This is a genomic window from Sphingobacterium sp. BS-2 (assembly GCF_046161205.1).
Lineage (GTDB): Bacteria > Bacteroidota > Bacteroidia > Sphingobacteriales > Sphingobacteriaceae > Sphingobacterium > Sphingobacterium mizutaii.
On sequence record NZ_JBIXGO010000019.1, the window covers coordinates 55,888 to 75,146 of the forward strand.

Consider the following 19,259-nt stretch of genomic DNA (forward strand, 5'->3'; position numbering starts at 1 on the left):
ATCTGTTAATGTGTATAATCTATTAAACTATCAATATGGATACCATAGATTTTGACTACAAATCATCAGGTTTCGATTTAACCGGCGAGCCAGAAGATGATTTTTTATACAATAGAAAATCCTACGGATGTATAGCAGGATGTCCTTCCATTAAATTGCCAGAGGATAAGCCTGTAAAGTTCAAAGATCCATCGGGTTATTTCAATTCTGCATTTTATCCAGCATATACCTGTAAATGGAAAATTGAAAACGGAAAACTCTATTTAATCGGACTTACCGGCACAATTGTAAATCCTGATTCAGGTTTACCAAATGAAACTGATGATTATAAATCAATCGATCTAAATTATTTGTATCCAGAGCAAAAGAAAGTTTTTGCAGAATGGTATTCTGGAAAGATCAGCTTAGTATCGGGCTTCTATGAGATTATCAGATATAGTAAGAATGGAAAACGCATATTCCCAAAGGTTCTTCACTTAACCATTGAAAATGGAAGAATTATTAATGAAGAAATGGAATTTAATGCTATTCCATTCCGGGATAAAATATTTGAATTTATTAAGTTCCTAAGTGTACCACTGGTTTTAATCTTTATGATTGTTTATTTCCCTATTGATTGGCTTTATGGAAAGTTAAAGACTATTATCAAAAAATAATCTCACTAAATCAAAAAAGGTAAAATTCACGAAATTCCAAGTCCAACAGAGAGTACAGATTAACTTTTATTAACCAATACCCTACCTCCCCCCTATAATCACATTTAAAAACTTCGGAGTTAGTTTTTTCATTAAATAGTAGATCAACAGACATACTCCCGCTACCACAAGAGGCATCAAAAAGTAACCAATTATTTGCCCATAACCATTGTTCAGAAAGCTGATTTTAGCAAAAGCCCCTTTTGTCCAATTAATGATATATATAATATGAATGGCATAAACAAAGAAAACTGTCTTGGAAAGGTCAATAAGAATGTGTTTGAGCTTGTCTATATGTTGGAGTTTATTCCCTAGATAGATTATCGAAAAGGTCCCGAATATGGTAAAACACCTGATAAAGAATTCATAAAGTGGTTTCCCATTATTATAAGTAGAAAGTGCTAGGAAAACTAACATGGCAATGATCAGCACAAGCCCAAATCTGTTGACGAACTTTACAAATGCAGGCGGATCCATTGTTATATAGCTGCCCAAACCAAAGAAAAATATAGCGGTTGCACTAAAGCCTGGGATAGGGATTTCGATACATGAAAGATAGAAAATCAGCAATAAAGCCAGTCCAAACAACTTTAAGTACTTTTTTAGAACAAAGAAGAATGGCGAAAATAAAGCCATTACCAATAGATCTCTTAGATACCAAAGCGGATAATCGATTGGGTCTTTCCACAACATGTCATATACAGATGAACTTTGCACAGAGGTATAAAAATCATCAGGTTGCCCGCCAATGGATAAGAATATTTTATTTTTTAAAAGGATAATCAGTACCATGGCAATGTTCCAAAAGAAATAGGGAATGAACAATGATCTCCACCTATTCTGAATTTGAACCTTGTAAGTGCTCAAGGAAAATGTTTCCTTGAGTTTCATGAAGAAAAGAAATCCTGAAAAAACAAAGAAGGATGGAACTACGGTACGTCCAAAGTTATGCGAAATCGTAGTGTATAATAAATGATAAAGATCATCTGGATCCATACTCAACCGCACAGGACTGATTTCCTCATGAATGATGTGAATATAGATTACCATCAAAATGAGTGGGAATCGAAGAATGGATATCGATGTTAAAAAATGCTGAAGTTCTCTGTTCATTTACATTAATTAGAGGAAGGCTCCCTATTACCAAACCAATCCTACCTTATATTGTAGATCTTGGCCTTGGCTATCAAAAATTATTTGATCTTATCGATGGCCTCCCGTACCTGCAACATATCTGGCTGTTTGCCCTTGCATTCCTGTACCCCTTCGGCATATTTATCCGCAATAAATTCATTGTAATCATTGCAGCTCCTGAAAATATTGAATTGATTAGCCTTGAAATCCCAGACAATTCCCTTCCCTTTAATTGCATTTTGGGCGATCACAGATCCAGCAGCACCTCCTAGCCCATAACCTAATCCCTGTTCCCAGGAATTTGCCAATTCCATCTCCAGATACAGATAATTTTCACCCCCGAACAGGACGCGCGTAAAGGAATAAGGGGCGCTTGCGCTTTGGGACTTGTCTTTTTTATCTCTATTTAATAAAACTGAGCCTGTTTGGATAAATAATTGTCCTTTGTAAGAAATCGCAAACATTTGCTTCACCTTTTTGTCCGTTTCCTTGTAAAAAAACGAACACACGTCAGGGATCGTGTCGATCACTTCACGCTTAGCCCAAAACAAAGTCTTGGCAACTAAATCAACCTGTTGACTGGGAACCTTTTTTATAAAGTCTTCTTTGGTTTTATATAATCCCTCAGGGTATGAGTTCTCGCCTTTCAAGCTGACTTGACCATAACAAAAGGAAGCTACTGCTATAAGAAGAATGGAAAGGGTTAACTTAAACATGTGTTCGAATTATCTAATATGGAAACCAACAAATTGAAATTACCTATTTTGTACAGTTTATTATTAATAGGAAATATATTCGAACAAAACTATCAAACAGTAAACATTCTTACAATGTTTCTGTTAAAAACTATTGAAATTGTAGAACTCTATCTATTAAAATACGGGAGCTATTAAGATCATTTTTGCAGACCTTAATCGTAATGGGGGGATCATTCTAAGTTGAAAAATTAAGGCTGGGAACCTTAATGTTAATTTAAATAGATTGGGCCTATTTAACAATAAGTACATCTCGAAAATTTATGCAAATTGATGTTGTTTGTTGTTTCAATGGACTTAATAAATCACCTTAAAACAACAAACAACATTCAGCAGATTATATCAAGCCCTACGAAAAACCTTTCACCTCCCAACCATTCCTGTACTTCCTTTTCAGGAACTTCTCTGCATCAGGAGCATTTGGGAACTTCATGTTCACCGCGTCCCATTCCAACACCTTCCCTGGCACTCGAATCGCCACGGTACCCAAAAGGATCGCTTCGGTCATTGGACCCGTCTGCGCAAAATGAGATTCTGTTTTCGCCTTTTTCAGACAAGCATCTATATAATGGTGGTAATGGTTTCTTTCTTCTAACTTAGGGTATTGATGGTCCTTGAACTTACTTTGTGGCAACAATACCGGCGTTCCGCCATGTGGAATCAACAATGCCCCTTCTGTACCGATCAGCATCGCAGCCTCTTCCGGGTATTTCTCGCCGTTATTGTAAAGCGCCTGTACCTCTTTTGGTGGATAGAATTCCCCGTCAAACCATTCCAAAGGCAGTACATCGGACTCCGTTTTCTCATTTCCCGGAAATTTCCAACTGATATGGTTTCCTTGCGACCAGGTGTCAGCCCTTCGTTCAGGAGAATCTTGCCAAGATTGCTGCACCTCGGCAAATACCGATTTGGGAGCCTTCAATCCTAAACCTTTCCAAACCGCATCAAAGATATGGCAACCAATATCACCAGACCAGCCAGTTCCGAAATCCTGCCATGAACGCCAGATTCCGGGATGATAGATGGTCGGCGCATAAGGTCGCATAGGAGCCGTTCCAATCCATTTATCCCAATCCAAAGTCGATGGAACCTCAACAGTTTCCTTCGGTCTTGGACCTTCCAAGCGATAGCCCGAAATACCCGAACGATTTGAACATAAATAGGCATGTTTCACCTTGCCGATCAGACCTTCCTTAATCCATTGCACCGCAGTGCGATCGCCAATCGAGGAGGCAATTTGGGTCCCTAATTGAGTAACCACGCCAGCCTTGACCGCATGCTTGGTCAGAACTCTGACCTCCGCAACATCATGGCACATCGGCTTTTGGCAATACACATGCTTGCCGGCATCAATGGCCGCCATAGCAATAATAAAATGATTATGATCAGGCACCGTAACATTTACGGAGTCGATATTCTTTTTTTCCTTCTGCAGCATTTCCCTCCAATCGGTATACAATCTAGCCCCTGGGACCTGCTGTGCAGCTTGTTTCAGATGGTTTTCATCCACATCACATAAGGCCACGATCTCGATATCGGGATGCGATTTAAATTGCTGCAGATCATGTCCGCCCATTCCTCCGACACCTATACAGGCATGCCTAAGCTTCTTGGCAGGAGCATTCGCGAAAGCTTGATCAAGGAAAAACGGTGCCGAGACTGCCACCCCCGCAACGGTACGGATAAAATTCCTTCTGGAAGTTAAATTCTTATTGTTCATAATTGTAGGTTTAGGTTCGTATTAATTTGGTAGAACTTTTACGCGGATATTCTTGAACATGACTTTGCTCCCCGGATCATGTCCCTGCAAAGCAAAAGTCCCGTGCGAGATAAATTGACCCCGTTCGGAATCCTTTTTCAGATTGGGCTCCACATATTCATAAAGCAATTTCCCATTGATCAGGATCCTTACCGTTTTGCCCTTTACGATGATATGCTGAGTATACCATTCATTATCGACAGCCGGAGCCTTATCCACATTCACCACATTATAAATGCTGCCCGACTTCTTCCAATCTGAATGGGTCAAATTCACTTGCACCTCATGACCAATTCCGGGGAAGCCCTTTTCTTGGAAATCCGTGTGGAAATAAATCCCCGAATTTGAATTCGGAAAAGTCATCACATCAATCTTAAGTTCGAAATTCTTGAAGTCATGGTTGTTCACATCCCCCTCATAGAATAGATGGGATACATTTCCATTCACCACAATAGCCCCATCCTTTACGCTAAAGGTCTGCGGATTCTCATTGACCTTCCAACCGTTCAAGGTCTTCCCATCAAACAGCGAAATCCACCCTTCATCCTTTTCACTCTGCGTCTGCGCCAAGACAGAACCGGTTCCAAAACATCCAATCAATAACAACAAAACCAATCTTTGAATTGGATTTGCACTAATTCTTAATATGTTCATTTACAATAAATTTTAACTTTTGGGTCTATAAAACAATGCGACGCAAAGCTTTAGCAATCAGGTTTATAAACCTAATTTACAAATTAACAATCAGATTGTATATACATGTAGGCTTATTTATTGTAACTAATTTATGGGGAATGGGTCGTGGAGATTTGAACCAGGATTCCCTTCGGCTCCGCTCAGGGTACGGGATGGGAGGATGGACCAAGATTATTACTTATTAGCCGGTTGAAAGTTATTACGCATTGTAGGGGCGTATCGCATACGCCCGCCGCATACAAATGATTAACCCATTTCCAATTCTTCAAGAATTGTTCAAATCAATATACCATAGATTCTATTGGCGTACAGTTCCTGGGCCTTCGGCCCAGGATGACAAGATCCTGGGAATGTGAACCGTACAGATTCTTCACTGATCGTTCAGAATAAAAATGCACAAAAGCGGAATTCTTGCTTGTTGCAAAAATACCGCTTTTGTTATTTTCTTAAAATATTGAATTTATCCTCTGCGGATAGATCTTGGCCTATCCTCTTATCCCATTAATCCTGGTTCAAAACCCAGATCTTGGCCCATCCTCTTATCCCCTCCATCCTGGTTCAAATGCAACGGGCGTATTCAATACGCCCCTACACTGCAGGCTAACTTTCTGGTGTTGTTATCCCAACGCTCCCCGTGAAACATTTCACGCAAAGCGCTATCCCACAAATATTTACATCAAAAACACTTACTCAACCACCTCAATTTCTTTCTTCGCAGCATGCGTCCTTCCGAACATATCCACCCCTTCTACCTCAATCACATGTTTACCAGCTTTAAGCTTAGGAAGTTTCAATTTCCAAAGGTGTGCCGATTGAACTGGGTCACTAGGTCTTCTGCCGGCAACCAAGGTATTGGCACCATCATAAGCTAATAGTTCTTTCATATAGGCTGGGTCTTCACCTTCTACCCTGTCCATAATGATCCAATCTGCATTATCAATCCTATAACGAACCTGATCCTTTGCTGAACCTAGGAAGAAGTTAGCATATACATTATAGCGTCCTGCATATTTCGCTTTCACGACTGCTGGACCAAATAGACCGATTGTATAGCTATCATCTTTTCCTACGACCTTATAATCAAATTTATATTGGTTATCGTCTATTGACAGGATTGCATATCCTTTTGGCGTACCATCACGCATGGTTGAAGTAGGGATACCTTGTTCATTCGGAAGGCCAGAATACCAGTCGCCAGAAGTAGTTCCCACATTGTATTCATGGTAAGGTTTGCTCCCTTTCCAGCCATCATCAGCAGTTAAAAAATTCTGCTGTTGATAATGCGTGTGTGCAGATAGCCCTAGGGTGTTCGGGTATTCCGAAAGGATATCAAAAAGTTGTTTTCTATCCTCATTACGGAATGCTTTTTCATTCTCTTGAAACAGAGGAATATGATAGGCAAGGACAATCAGTTTATCTTTAGGCACAAACTTCAGGTCATTAGCAACGAAATCAATCTGATCTTGTCTCAATCCACCTTGGTAACCTTTTCCAGTTTCCGGATGTGGATATATGATATCATCGAGCACGATAAAGTGCGCATTGCCCACATTGAAAGAGTAATTGGCCGGGCCAAAGGCTTTCTCGAAACCTTCATCGGCGTATTTATCCTCTTTGACATCATAGTTCATATCGTGGTTACCCATTACATTGAACCAAGGGAGACCCATCTGGCCGATAGTCTGTTTATAACTAGGGTGCAAGGAAAGATCATCCCCAACCAAATCACCAAGGCTGATTCCAAAAAGTGGACCTTTTCTGGTTTTCGCTTCACTTACCACCCCATTTTTGAAGAATTCCATTTCCTCCGCGGTATATGCCTGAGGGTCACCAAAAACAAATGCACTAAAGTTAGCTGGTTCTTCCTTCACCGTTAAGGCAAAATCAATTGATTTTGGAAGAGCACCTGTAGCAGTTACGCCAGGGTATTTCAAAGCTGGAGAACCGTTTGGTTTGTGGATATAATAAAACTTTGGTTGATTATCGGCATCTACTGGTAATGCATACCCAGAAGGTTTGATGACGAAGATAATGTTATCGTTTTCAACCGGAATCTGATATTTTCCGTTTTTATCCGTTTGTACGACTTCCTTGCCATTACTGACACTCACGCCAGCTAATCCAGCCTCTTTTTTGTCCAGACGACCGTTCGCATTAGCATCAATAAAGACAGTTCCCTTTGCCATTTCCTGACCGAAAGCTGTTCCTGTCAATAAACATGCTAGCAAGGACCAATATAATTTTTTCATGTGTTTATGGTTGTTTGCTCCAAACTTAGGGTATGAAGTTAAATAAAAGATTAAGACAATGTTAAGTTAATCTTATATTCATGTGTCTTGCATAATATTAAAATAATGAATGGCAAGTAAAGCAGCAGTGGATCTTATTCGAGACATATTCCGAATTTTCGCAATATGTCTCGAATATGGGTCGAACAAGAGTAAGAACGAATCCGTAAATTTTTCAGGAGTAGAAGAAAATTTTGAGGTTTATTTTTTGTTAAGTAATGTTGCTTGGCAAAGGATTGGGAAAATGGATTGTGGAAGTTCAGGAAGAAATATGATTGTTGACATGAATGTGCAATTATGGCGGATATCCTAATCTTGCAAAAGAGGATCAGCAAAACAAAAAGGGTTGCCTCTTTTCTAATGAGGCAACCCTTTCAAACAAATAAAAATTACAACCTACAACAACGCTTACAGTTTGGTTTTAACTGAAGCAGTATGCTTATCTTTCACTTCAATCCTGAAGATGTCTTTTTGATCAAATAACAAACCTTCTTTTTGTCCCTTATGAACATTTACGTCCGTACAGGCTACTTTTCCATTATAGGAAAGACCTGCTTTAGGTTGTACCGTATGGGCAACACAGACAAGCCTTGCATCGAAATGCTTTAATACCTTATCCAACACTTTCGGGTCTTGCTGTGGTTTTCTGAAGTATCCACGGAACCAAGTCAAGGCGCTGCTAGATCTCAAGAATGGAGCTGATTCTTCATTCTTTGGGTTATCTAGGTTTCTTTGGACGATCTGATTGGTTTTGGCAATGCTGAAATCTTTCTGGGATTCGAATAGTTTTTCGGAAATACCACCATGAACGAATAGGATATCATTTCCTTTTTCCATGGCATTCTGTTTTCTCAACCAAGCTCCAAGGATGCTGTTTGCTTGGTACATTTGTTGGATTGCTTCAAAGCCCAGTGGTTTTAAAGCTTGTTTATATTTTTCGGCAATATAGTTTGTTTGATTACCTGAAATATTCATGATTTCATGGTTGCCATATAGCATGTGGATGTTGGCACCTTCCGATTCCCATTTGTACAATAACCAAAGGCATTCGTGTACCATGCTGCCACGGTCAAAGAGGTCGCCTAGGAATACGACATGTTTATTGCCAAACTTCCAATTGTAGTTATCGTCAATCACTTGGGCAGAGATCAAGAAATCCACCATGTGAAAAAATTCACCCTCATAATCGGAAACCACCAAGATCTGCTCGTTGGTTTTCCATTCAGCCTCATGTTTGAAAGCAACGTTTGGCTTAATTTTGACCTTGAAATCCTTATAGTCTTTATTGATATGATTGATAAAAACGGTGAATTCAAATTCAGCGTTTGCTGGTTTTGAAAAAGTTTTAGTTAATAAATCTGAATTCGTTGAAGATTTAAGAATCCTCTTCAGATAAACGGAATCTCCCTTAGTGAATACAAATGGAGCGTCAAATTCTTGCTTCTGTTCAATTGAATCCAATAAATTTTCCTTCTTCCCTTTTTTCCCCTCTTTCTTATCGGTTGTGAAATTATCCTTCTCGCAGGACATCAACACAAAAATGGACAAAGCCAAAGTAATAATTAATCTCATTTTCTAAATATTTTAATAATCGCACAAAAATAGAACGGCTATATTTAACCAAGATTAATGAATTATTACCTATTAATTAATAATTAAGAAATATGAACTTTGTTTTAGCGATTCCGTCAATAATGATTGATTCATAAAAATATAATGTCAAAAAAAACAAGCTTAAACATAAAAAGAGACAATAAATATCAAACAAATGAGCCTAAAACCCCATTAATTATTCCTTATTATTATGATAATTATTTTGGTTTAATAATTTTTATTGATTACCTTAATAAAAGTTAACTCACACACTACTATCTAACCCCCTAAACTAGAAAAGATGAGCAAAAACCTAATTTTATTATTCTTGACCTTTGGTTTACTAACCACCTATTCCTGTAATAAGGATCAAGAAATTGAAAACAAAGACCAAAATTTAAGCAGCAAAGAGCTTTCTGACATTGATAGTTACACTAAACAAATATTTGTTCAGCTGGAAGAGGTTTCACAACGTGGAGATTTTGAGGCCTATTATCGATCTAAAGAAAATGAGATTTCGAAGGCATTGAATACAGAGAACTTATCCTCCAGTTTTTCAAATTACCTATTGGCCATTCAGAATTCAAGCAGCTTCTCCAATTCATCAGATTATTTAAATCATGTAAGGAATATTGTAAAGGAAGCAAAAAGCAATAGCAGTATTACAAATGATGAATTGAAAAGTATCCTGATTATTTCAAAAACCATGGAAGATTTTGTGAAATATGGCGAATCATTTGAAAATTCAGGAAAATATACGGAATTTAAAGCTTCCGCTAGATTAACCGCAGCGGCAAATGCAAAGCAAGGCTGGTGGGATAGCTGGGGCAAATGTGCCGCTGGCATCATTGGAGGTGCAGGATTAGGCGGTTTAGCCGGCGCTGCTGTAACCACCCCTACCGTCGTAGGCATTCCTATTGGCACAGCTGTAGGCGTAATTTCAGGAGGACTAGCAGGAGCAGCAGCCTCTTGTTAAATATGAAAATATGAAAAACTTTAAAGTCGCATTTATACTCAACTTAGCATTAGCCTCATTTAGCTTCTATGTCCTTATTAATTCTTTTGACAAGGAAGCCTGGAGGATAATCTGCTCAGGAATTGGATTTATAGCCTTTACTATCCTGACTATTGTTCTAATACGGCAGAATAAGCAGTTAAAAAATGTATAATTGCATAATTCACGGTGTGTGAGTTTATGCAACAAGAAAGCCCGAGTTCATGTTATCCATTAACTCGGGCTTTTTTATGAAACTTATTTTTATTTCAGATCCTTTAAGATTTCCTGTACAGCTCTTTCCAATTGCGGGTCTTTATCCGCCACACGATCTGCCACGGTATTTTTGACAGCGATATCTGGAGCCACCCCAGTCAATTCCAGGTCTTGCCCATCTAAGGTATAACATCCCCATGAAGGCAAGCGATAGAATGAACCGTCTACCAAGCCTTTTCCGGAGGTAAAGATGATCCATCTATAGGTTTCCGTACCGATAATCTTTCCTAGTTTCAGTTCCTTGAAACCTGCCGCAGTCATTTCTGCATCTGAAAGTGATTGCTCATTGATCAGGAGCACGATTGGTTTTCCGGCTGGTGCGAAATTACTCTGTGGAGAAAGCTTGCCACCACGGTATTGCCATTTAAGGTATGGGCGTTGTGATAGGAATCGCAACACATCATCATGTACATTTCCTCCAGTATTGTAGCGAAGGTCCAAAATAATAGCATCCTTGTTGTTCTCTTGTTCCGCCATATCGATCAAGAAAGATTGCAGCTGTTCCCCGCTCATGTTCTTCATGTGCGAGTAGGCAATCCTATTCTTGCTCAGTTGATCGACCTTATTTCGGTTGCCTCTAATCCACTCATCGTACAATAAATCTTTGAATGCAGCATTGCTTTGCGGACGAATATTGATGATCTCTTCCTTGCCGCCACGATTCACCGTCAATTGGACTTCATTGGCTAGCGATGGCCAAGTAAAATAGGAGTCACGATCGCGTGTTTTATCGATCTTGTTTCCGTTCACCGCTACCAGCACATCACCCACTTTTAGATTGACATCTTTCTTGGAAGCAGGTCCTTTGGCTACGATATGTGCAACTTTATAAGGATCATTTGCGTCATAGGTGACCCCAAGTTCATTCGTTATGAAATTATATTGCTTTCTTTCATCGGTACCAAAAGTACTGAAGCCCATGTGTGAGGAATTCAATTCGCCCAACATATCGTTCAATAGGATCCTTAAGTCCATCCGGTTGTTGATGCCCGAAAGGTAGTTTCCATATTTCTTTTTCATCCCTTCCCAGTCTATGCCATGGAACTTCTCATCATAATAGTTCTCTTCGATATTGGCCCAGGTTTCATAGAACATCTGTTTGAATTCCTTGTCTAGGTCACGATTGAATTTGTAGCTGATACCTACATTATCGAGTCTGTTCTGGTCGATATTATATTTCTGTATGTTTCCATTCACGATGGCAAAGTATTTTCCATCTACTTCTTGTAGTCCTTGCAGAGCTCCGTCCAACACCTTTTCGGTTTTGCTGTTGACAAATGGTTCAAAGGTAATGCGGTAAGTAGCCCATTTCCCTTCATGGTTTGATTGGTAGAATACATAGGTTTTATCCCCTTTAGCAAACAGCAATGGATTGTATTGCGTCCCTCCTTGCGGACTTACCTGGGTGATACGGTCAGATAGGCCTTGAACATCAATGCTTACAAGAACCTTTTTATCATCTTTCTTCTCGTCCTTTTCGGCAGGCTTTGCTTTTTTGTCCTTGCTGTTCTTATCGTTTTTTGTTGTTGTACTATCTTTCTTTACCGTTTCCTTATCGCTTTCCTTAAACATTTCATCGAATTTGCTGATGCGATAAGGTTCGTCATAATTCTCAAGTGCCATTCTGTACAGGCTGGCATTTTCCATTCCTGTCGGATAGGCAGGCTTAATTCGGTTGCTGGAGAAGTAAATGTACTTGCCATCGGGCGACCATACCGGCGAAGCTTCTGAAACCCCTGTATTGGTTAGGTTCAAGGTTTTCTTATCAGCGAGATTGTAAACGAAAATATCCTGTTCAAAATTGCGCATCGCAGTAAAGAGGACATATTTACCATCAGGCGAAAAAGTAGGAGAGGAATTCTGGAAAGCCCAAATCTCGTCCTTAACAATGGTTTCACTTTTCAAGCTGGCCAAATCCATCAGGCGTACTTCATCGCGCCCACTCAGGTATGCCGCTTTGGTATTGTCCTTATTAAAGCTGATGTCGCGATTGTTCCGATTGTCCTGGGTAAGTTGTTTGACCTCGCCTTTACCGTCTGCAGAACGGGAATACCAGTTAAGATACCCGTTCAAGGTCTGGTTAAAGATCAAGGTCTTGTTGTCCTTCAGCCACATGACCTCAGAAATGCGTTCACCTTGACTTGGCATCTGGCGGACAAACTTACCGTCAACATCGGATACAAATAGCTCTCCCCGCGACACAAACGCCATTTTCTTGCCATCAGGAGAGACATGGAAATTGCTGATATTGCTTGTCACGTCAAATTCCTTGGATTTGCCCAATACCTGGTTACGGCTGAGGCTAATGGCTGGTTGGCTGGTTTTCTTGCTGGCAACGTCATAGACAAAGAGTTGATACCCTTTCTCAAAGACCACCGCAGCACCATTGGCAGCGACCTGAGGACTGCGGATAGACTCAGGAAACTGGGTCAAGCCTTGTTTTTTCCCATTGTTGATGCTGTAAAGATTGTATTCGTTATTGCCTTCATCTGAGGCGAAGTAGATCGTTCCTTTGCTGTCCACTGTTGGCCAAAGGTCCTTCCCTTCATAGCTGGTGTATTCCTTATAGGCTTTAGTTTTAGGATTATAGCCCTTGATATCCGGGTTAAATGCGCCTTTATATCGTTTTCTATTGGCTGCGCTGTAGCTTTCCCAAGAATCGGTGAAAAGCAATTCCCCGCTAGGGGTTTCCACCATATTGTGGATATAGTTGAAGAAATGGGGAAAGATACGCTCTGCGGTACCACCATCCTTACTTACCTTGTAGCTGCTGAGGCGATTCTCGCGTCCTGAGGTAAAATACACCTGTTTGCTGTCCCAGCTCCACGAATCGACCTCATCGGTAGCTTCGTGGAAGGTAATCTGTTTGATGTTTCCACCAGCCATCGGCATGATGTATACATCCATATTTCCGTTTTGGTTGGAAGAGAAAGCAAGCCATTGCCCATCTGGAGAGATCCTTGGCATAACTTCATTTCCCTCCATTGCCGTTAGGCGCAGAGCGGGACCGCCAGCAGCTGGAACTTTCCAAAGATCGCCCTCAAAACTGAAGACAATCGTCTGTGCATCGGGGCTAAGCGTTGGATTGGACAAAAAGGTTGGTTGAACCTGAGCCTTCAATTGCATGGATCCCCCTAACAACAAGGCTATGGACAATAATGTTTTATTCATAAATTGGGTCAATTTCGAATTGATTCAGAACAAATGTACAATTCAATTTTAGTATTATTAAAACCTGACCCTGGAAATTCCCGACAATAGCCTTGGAATCAAAAAGCACCCAATAAAAACAGGATATAACGATAAGATTAATAAACAGTTATAATTGTGTATTTTTTACACTTATCTGTACTACTTATATGAAAAATGTGCTATTTTTGTTACAAATTTATCAACGATGACATCATTAGGTGAGGCAAGCAACCATGTCTCTCAATCCATGAAAAGCAGGATCCGATGGGCGGTAGCTTTGTTCTATTTTGGTCAAGGCTTGGGCTTTGCGAGTTGGGCAAGCCGTATCCCGACTATAAAAACCGCATTGGGGCTTTCCGAAGCACAACTGGGAACCATCTTATTGATGTTGCCGATTGGCCAGCTATTGACCATGCCTATTTCGGCTGCTTTGGTCAACAAATATGGTAGCCATAAAATCTTGCCTTGGGCCGCATTCTTCTATGCATTGGTCCTGTTGTTCATCGCTTTTTCCAGTAATGCTTGGTTCTTGGGTGCAGCACTTTTCCTTTTTGGCGTAACGGGTAATATCTGTAATATCTCCGTCAACACCCAAGGTGTACTCGCTGAAGAGCTTTATGGTCGATCTATTATGTCCTCCTTCCATGGAGCCTGGTCATTGGCTGGGTTCACCGGAGCCTTGATCGGTTTATTGACATTAAACTTCGGCATTAACACTTTTGGCCATTTCATTGGTGTCATCATCCTGCTGACCATCAATATCCTGTTGAACAAGCAGTTTCTGGTTCCAGAAGTAGGCACAGAGAAGAAGGAAAAAGAGAAGACCAAGTTTAAGCCTGATGCATTGATTGTTCAGCTGGGTATAATCGGTTTCTTTAGTATGGCAACCGAGGGGGCGATGTTTGATTGGAGTGGTGTTTATTTCAGTGAAGTCGTTCATGCTCCAGAGAACTTGGTGATCTTAGGATATGCCTCCTTTATGATCATGATGGCAACGGGCCGTTTTATTGGCGATACCATTATCAGTAAAATAGGCAGACAGAGAACCCTGCAGATCAGTGGAATCCTGATGTTCGTGGGGATGTTATCTTCCGTTGTTTTTCCAAACCTTTGGGTCTGTACCCTAGCGTTTATGCTGGTCGGATTAGGCGTTGCCTGCAACGTCCCTACGGTTTATAGTGTGACCGGAAAGCATAAGACGATTCCTGCCGGCGTAGCTTTGGCCATGGTTTCCAGTATCTCCTACCTCGGATTTTTAATGGGTCCTCCACTAATCGGATATGTGGCAGAAATATTTAATCTACGATATTCATTCGCCCTGTTTTCAATGTTCGGCTTCTTGATGTTTATCATGACCAGCCGATTGAAAATCTTCAGGGAACAATAGAAGCTTAAGGCTTTACGGCCTTAAGCTTGTCCAATTCTTTTCTTGAAATCTTTAAGATGGTACCATGTCTTAGACCTTTTGGAAATTCCAATTGATCGCTGATATCGGTCCAAGTCTTGAGATCCTTGGATTTGATCAAGCCAAAATGGTTGTCCATATAGCGATCGAAATAGATATAGTATTCCCCATTTATCTTGGCTACCGTAGGCCCTTCTGCCCAATAATCTCCGGTTATCTTTTCACTGGCATCGCTGTAAGGTCCATCCAAACTATCCGCAAAGGCAAGCTTTAGGTTCTTCTCGGGTTTTGGTTCTCGGGTTTCATCCTTGATGACCATCATCCATTTATTTCCCTTTTTTAAGATCGTAGCATCGATACTGTTGAAACCTGGATCATACAGCAACATGGTCTCCGAGAAATTCTTGAAGTCCTTGGTCAGGGTATAATACATCCTATGGTTATAGCCATTATCCCCTTCTACCTGTGTTTCAGGAAATTCGCCTGTAATGGTGGAAGCCCAATAAATCATGTATTCTTTGCTTTCGGGATCATAGGTGACTTCTGGAGCCCAAGAGTTCCGGGTGCTGTCCTCATGTTCCATGACCGGTATATATTGTTGTTCTGACCAATTGATCAAGTCCTTGGAGGTCGCATGGCCTATGCCCTTCTGGGTCCAGCTAACGGTCCAAACCATGTGATAGAGACCATCGCCTCCCTTGATGATACAAGGATCCCGCATCAGTTTGTCAGGGCTCAATTTTGGAGTCAGAAAGGAGGCATCGTTCTTTAAGGCCGTCCATTTCAAACCATCTTCACTATAGGCTAGATGCAAGCCATCTTCACCATTTCCCTTAAAATAGGAAAAGATATACGCGGAATCTTGCTGAGCTGTAGCTGATAATGCAAGGCATAAAAGTGCCAGGAAGGAAATTAGTTTGTTATACATGGATTAGGTTTTGTGATTACCCAAATATAGTTAAAATAAGCCTTTTTGCAAGGTGTGAACCCCAGTACGCTAAAGAATCATTTATACCAGGGGTTCTGTTTTTTGTCTTGAATAGAAAAATTTCAATATATTTAAGAAACGGGCTATGCATTATTAAAATTTAAGGCAAGCAGCAGGAATCACCTTTAACACCTATGACCGCATGGAAAAATACCTGAAAAAGATAGTTGAAGAGAAGGATACAATCAAGAAGGTTGATTTATCTGAGAAGTGGCTGGAAGAAGTTCCAGAGGTACTCAGGGAATGCAGGATGGTTGAGGAAATTAAACTGACTGGAAACGATATTTACGAAATACCGGATTGGCTCTTTGAGCTTCCCCATTTAAAGAAACTCGATATTTCCTTAAACGACATGGAGACCTTGCCTTCCGCCATAATAAAAGCGAAGGATTTGGAATTCCTTTCTTTTGATTCACCCATCAAGAAGCCTTTGCCGAAAGAGTTGGCACGTTTGAAAAAACTCAAGAAATTGGTGATCCATGAACAGATCTATGGTTTTCCGGATGAGTTCTTTGAGCTTACTTCCCTAGAGGAGATCGAATTTTACACCCCAAAAATAACCAGTATCCCCGACAGCTTTTCAAATTTAGTAAACTTGAAATCCTTTACTTTGACGCAGCTCCTGTTTGAAGGAAAAGCTAAGCCAATTGATTTTGAAGCTGTAATTGAGGTTCTTTCCACTCTTCCAAAGCTAGAGAACCTGAGCTTTTCGCAAGCTGGAATGTCGAGCATTCCTGCAAACATCAATAAACTACCAAGGCTAAAGGAATTGAACCTCAGAGGCAATGGTATCAAGGTCCTTCCCAAGGGGCTTTTTGAACTGAAGGACTTAAGGTTGTTGGATTTAGGGCACAACGGAATCAAGACCGTCCCGGCTGAAATAAAAAACCTAGGGCAGCTAAAGACCCTGAAACTGAATTCTAATTTCAGTCCTCCTATTGACCTTCAAAACTTGTTCAATAGCGTTAAGGAGCTCTCTAGTTTGCAGAACCTCCAGTTATGGAGCTGCCAGACAAACATCAAGCTTCCTGAAAACATCGTTGATTGGACTTCATTAAAGGAGCTGGACTTCGACAACAATAAGGTGCAGCATCTGCCAGAGTCCATGAAACAGATGACTGGGTTGAAAAAGCTAAGGATCAGTAATAATCCTATTCCTGATGCTGAAAAAGAGGGTCTTGTGAAGGCTTTGAAGGGCACGAAGGTGATTGTTTAGGGAGTTGAACCAGGATTGGGTTCGACTCCCCTTCGACGCCGCTCAGGGTACGGCTCACCCGACGAGGATGGGAGGATGGGCCAAGATCATTGGCGTGGGATAAATAAAAACCCTAGATTGGTAATACGCAGTGTAGGGGCGTATCGAATACGCCCGCAGATGGGTTTTGAACTAGGATGGAATGGATAAAAGGATACTTCTGATTCTTCACTATTCGTTCAGAATAGGAAGTATAATCTTAAAGTCTACACACTCAATTCAATATTGACAATGGTCCCTTCTGCTGGCATAACATCGTAGTCCAGGCTTCCCTTCATAATGTCCACGCGGTTCTGGATATTGTTTAGCCCCAATCCATTGGATGCTTTCGCTCTGGATAGATCGAATCCTTTTCCGTTATCCTCTACAGTGATCAAGATCTGTTCATCATTTTGTATGCATTGGACTAGGATATGGTTGGCGTCTGCATGGCGAAGGGCATTGCTCAATAACTCCTGGATAATGCGATAGATATTGACTTGGTAATGCTGATTTAAATTGGGGTCTAAGCCCTCGGTCTGCAGTTCAATTTCGGTACTGTTGTTGGTTAGTGCGCTGCAAAGGTCTCTCAAGGCAACCTCGAGTCCGCTTCGCAAAAGATTGGAAGGCATCATATTATGTGCAATCCGGCGTAGTTCAATGATGGATCGGTCCAATTGATCCACAGAGCTATCTATTTCAGGTTCTTGAAAGTTATTCTGTACCGCAGAGAGTTTCATTTTAATGCCGGAAAGAGCCCCTCCCAGCCCATCATGTAGGTCCTGGGCTATCCTTTGCCTTTCCTTGTCCTCACCTTCCAAAAAAGCCTTGGTGACCTGTAATTCCCTTTGCTGTTCAAGCTCCTTAAACTTAAACTCGTTCTCTCTTTTCTGGTTTTTCAGGATATTGTTCAGGTATAGGAATGCCAATAGGAATACCGCAGCTCCGACAGCCAAGAGCAGCACCCAGAGCCTTTGGTTCTTTTGGACCAGCTCTGCCGCTTGTTTCTCAGCCTGTAATTGGGAAATCTGTTTTGCTTTTTCTGCGGATTGATACTTGTTTTCCATATCTAGCATGTCCCTCTTGTAGTCCGCGGCATGCAAACTATCATTCACCGTGATATATTTTTGGGACCATTCATAGGCCTCTTTCATATTTCCAGTGTTGGCATAGGTCTCAGCAAGGAGGTTGGCATAGGAGTTACGGTCGCCTGGCAACAGGGTAGCACTTTTCAAAAGATCCTTCATTACATCGATAGCCTCAGCATTTCTTCCAATCTTACGTAGCAGGTTGAACTTGGCAAATTTGGAGCGGTTGATATAGAAGTTTTCCGGTCCCGAACCTTGGAATGCAATAGCTTTATCAAAGCTGTTGATGGCTTGCTGATATTTTCCCAGCTTTTCGAAATATACCCCTTCAGGGAAGTAATAGAAAAGGAAAACATTCGATTCAGGATAATCCTTCAAAACGGCATAAGCTGCATCTAGATAGGCCTTGCTGGAATGCAGGTCGTTCAGGTAAAGGTTGTTTTCAGCCAGCAAGATGGTCACTTCCAATATTCCCTCCAACTTGGTGATTTCGCTCTCCGAAGGGGCTTCTTTGAAGAGTTCAAGTGCGTTTTTGAGGTATTCATTCCCCCGAACACGTTCAGTGGCGTTTAGGAGGCTGGTGGCAACAAATTTATTGGCATTGGCAATGCTGAACTTATCCTTTGATTCCTTGGCATAAGGAAGAGCATGGTTAATATAAGATTCCAGTCCTGCTTTCTCATTTCCACTTAACTGGTTGAGTACGCCACGCATGATCCATAGGCCACTCAAGGTCTTCTTTGCTTCTGGGTCCTGAATGTTCCTTAAAAGGCTATCACTCCGGTTGAGGTTGCTTTCAATCTTGGACATTTCTTCCAGACCGATTCCAAAAAGGGCCTCATTATAGCTGGCTATCCCTTCCAAAAGATTATTTCCTTTCGCATATTGTATACCTTGTTCCAGTCGCTGTTTGGCGAGGTCCATGTTCCTATATTTCTTGTACATGTAAGACAAGCGGAAAGCGGTCATCGCCTTGGCGCTATCTGTTTTTGACTCCGAGAGTCTCTTTTCCAAAATCTTCAGATATTCCTGGTCTTCATCAATCCGGATAACCAATTGTGAGTAAGCAGTTAGGGTCAAGCAGCATAATAAGCAGAGGGAAACAATATACTTCATAGTCAAGGTTGAAAAAACAGCTAGTGCAGTTAATTATTATTAACTA

13 protein-coding genes are annotated in these 19,259 nt (G+C 40.9%); 4 read left to right on the forward strand and 9 right to left on the reverse strand.

From position 1 onward, the window contains the following. Positions 1-35 precede the first annotated feature (35 nt). Complete coding sequence (locus ACK2WI_RS12145; RefSeq protein ID WP_409151053.1) at positions 36-656, forward strand: hypothetical protein; 621 nt, start codon at positions 36-38, stop codon at positions 654-656. A gap of 81 nt (positions 657-737) precedes the next feature. Here ACK2WI_RS12145 and ACK2WI_RS12150 read toward each other — a convergent pair whose 3' ends face one another. The 6 genes from ACK2WI_RS12150 to ACK2WI_RS12175 form a co-directional block, all read right to left on the reverse strand. Further along, a complete protein-coding gene (locus ACK2WI_RS12150) occupies positions 738-1,808 on the reverse strand; it encodes an acyltransferase family protein (RefSeq protein WP_409151054.1) in 1,071 nt (356 codons plus the stop codon). Positions 1,809-1,888: 80 nt separating this feature from the next. Further along, the gene (locus tag ACK2WI_RS12155; RefSeq protein WP_409151055.1) at positions 1,889-2,545 is read right to left on the reverse strand and encodes a hypothetical protein; all 657 of its coding nucleotides are present in this window, start codon (positions 2,543-2,545) and stop codon (positions 1,889-1,891) included. A 388-nt stretch (positions 2,546-2,933) separates the two neighbouring features. Next, a complete protein-coding gene (locus ACK2WI_RS12160; RefSeq protein ID WP_409151057.1) occupies positions 2,934-4,304 on the reverse strand; it encodes a Gfo/Idh/MocA family oxidoreductase in 1,371 nt (456 codons plus the stop codon). 21 nt (positions 4,305-4,325) lie between these two features. After that, positions 4,326-4,997: a DUF1080 domain-containing protein gene (locus ACK2WI_RS12165; RefSeq protein WP_409151058.1), complete on the reverse strand. Its 672-nt coding sequence runs from the start codon at positions 4,995-4,997 to the stop codon at positions 4,326-4,328. 728 nt (positions 4,998-5,725) lie between these two features. Then, positions 5,726-7,288, reverse strand: a complete 1,563-nt coding sequence (locus ACK2WI_RS12170) for a calcineurin-like phosphoesterase C-terminal domain-containing protein (protein ID WP_409151059.1) — start codon at positions 7,286-7,288, stop codon at positions 5,726-5,728. A 447-nt stretch (positions 7,289-7,735) separates the two neighbouring features. Further along, on the reverse strand, positions 7,736-8,899 hold the full coding sequence (locus ACK2WI_RS12175; protein WP_409151060.1) for a metallophosphoesterase: 1,164 nt from the start codon (positions 8,897-8,899) through the stop codon (positions 7,736-7,738). 322 nt (positions 8,900-9,221) lie between these two features. On the opposite strand from ACK2WI_RS12175, the gene ACK2WI_RS12180 reads away from it, so the two are divergent. Then, positions 9,222-9,896 carry a hypothetical protein gene (locus tag ACK2WI_RS12180; RefSeq protein ID WP_409151061.1) on the forward strand — a complete coding sequence of 225 codons (675 nt, stop codon included), beginning with the start codon at positions 9,222-9,224 and terminating at the stop codon, positions 9,894-9,896. Between the two features lie 282 nt (positions 9,897-10,178). Here the strand turns inward: ACK2WI_RS12180 and ACK2WI_RS12185 are convergent, their stop codons facing one another. Beyond that, a complete protein-coding gene (locus tag ACK2WI_RS12185) occupies positions 10,179-13,361 on the reverse strand; it encodes a S41 family peptidase (RefSeq protein WP_409151062.1) in 3,183 nt (1,060 codons plus the stop codon). Positions 13,362-13,587: 226 nt separating this feature from the next. On the opposite strand from ACK2WI_RS12185, the gene ACK2WI_RS12190 reads away from it, so the two are divergent. After that, positions 13,588-14,769 (forward strand): MFS transporter, encoded by a 1,182-nt coding sequence (locus ACK2WI_RS12190; protein WP_093099855.1) that lies wholly within the window; start codon positions 13,588-13,590, stop codon positions 14,767-14,769. A gap of 4 nt (positions 14,770-14,773) precedes the next feature. Here the strand turns inward: ACK2WI_RS12190 and ACK2WI_RS12195 are convergent, their stop codons facing one another. After that, entirely contained in the window at positions 14,774-15,715 is a 942-nt protein-coding gene (locus ACK2WI_RS12195) for a glycoside hydrolase family 43 protein (protein WP_312906431.1), read from the reverse strand. A gap of 202 nt (positions 15,716-15,917) precedes the next feature. Between ACK2WI_RS12195 and ACK2WI_RS12200 the strand changes: the two genes are divergently transcribed. After that, positions 15,918-16,991 (forward strand): leucine-rich repeat domain-containing protein, encoded by a 1,074-nt coding sequence (locus tag ACK2WI_RS12200; RefSeq protein ID WP_409151064.1) that lies wholly within the window; start codon positions 15,918-15,920, stop codon positions 16,989-16,991. Between the two features lie 245 nt (positions 16,992-17,236). Here the strand turns inward: ACK2WI_RS12200 and ACK2WI_RS12205 are convergent, their stop codons facing one another. Beyond that, positions 17,237-19,213 carry an ATP-binding protein gene (locus ACK2WI_RS12205; protein ID WP_409151065.1) on the reverse strand — a complete coding sequence of 659 codons (1,977 nt, stop codon included), beginning with the start codon at positions 19,211-19,213 and terminating at the stop codon, positions 17,237-17,239. Positions 19,214-19,259: the final 46 nt, after the last annotated feature.

Bases quoted from the DNA above. Each gene is read 5' to 3' on its own strand.
- ACK2WI_RS12145 (WP_409151053.1), top strand. From the start codon at position 36: ATGGATACCATAGATTTTGACTACAAATCATCAGGTTTCGATTTAACC.
- ACK2WI_RS12150 (WP_409151054.1), bottom strand. From the start codon at position 1,808: ATGAACAGAGAACTTCAGCATTTTTTAACATCGATATCCATTCTTCGA.
- ACK2WI_RS12155 (WP_409151055.1), bottom strand. From the start codon at position 2,545: ATGTTTAAGTTAACCCTTTCCATTCTTCTTATAGCAGTAGCTTCCTTT.
- ACK2WI_RS12160 (WP_409151057.1), bottom strand. From the start codon at position 4,304: ATGAACAATAAGAATTTAACTTCCAGAAGGAATTTTATCCGTACCGTT.
- ACK2WI_RS12165 (WP_409151058.1), bottom strand. From the start codon at position 4,997: ATGAACATATTAAGAATTAGTGCAAATCCAATTCAAAGATTGGTTTTG.
- ACK2WI_RS12170 (WP_409151059.1), bottom strand. From the start codon at position 7,288: ATGAAAAAATTATATTGGTCCTTGCTAGCATGTTTATTGACAGGAACA.
- ACK2WI_RS12175 (WP_409151060.1), bottom strand. From the start codon at position 8,899: ATGAGATTAATTATTACTTTGGCTTTGTCCATTTTTGTGTTGATGTCC.
- ACK2WI_RS12180 (WP_409151061.1), top strand. From the start codon at position 9,222: ATGAGCAAAAACCTAATTTTATTATTCTTGACCTTTGGTTTACTAACC.
- ACK2WI_RS12185 (WP_409151062.1), bottom strand. From the start codon at position 13,361: ATGAATAAAACATTATTGTCCATAGCCTTGTTGTTAGGGGGATCCATG.
- ACK2WI_RS12190 (WP_093099855.1), top strand. From the start codon at position 13,588: ATGACATCATTAGGTGAGGCAAGCAACCATGTCTCTCAATCCATGAAA.
- ACK2WI_RS12195 (WP_312906431.1), bottom strand. From the start codon at position 15,715: ATGTATAACAAACTAATTTCCTTCCTGGCACTTTTATGCCTTGCATTA.
- ACK2WI_RS12200 (WP_409151064.1), top strand. From the start codon at position 15,918: ATGGAAAAATACCTGAAAAAGATAGTTGAAGAGAAGGATACAATCAAG.
- ACK2WI_RS12205 (WP_409151065.1), bottom strand. From the start codon at position 19,213: ATGAAGTATATTGTTTCCCTCTGCTTATTATGCTGCTTGACCCTAACT.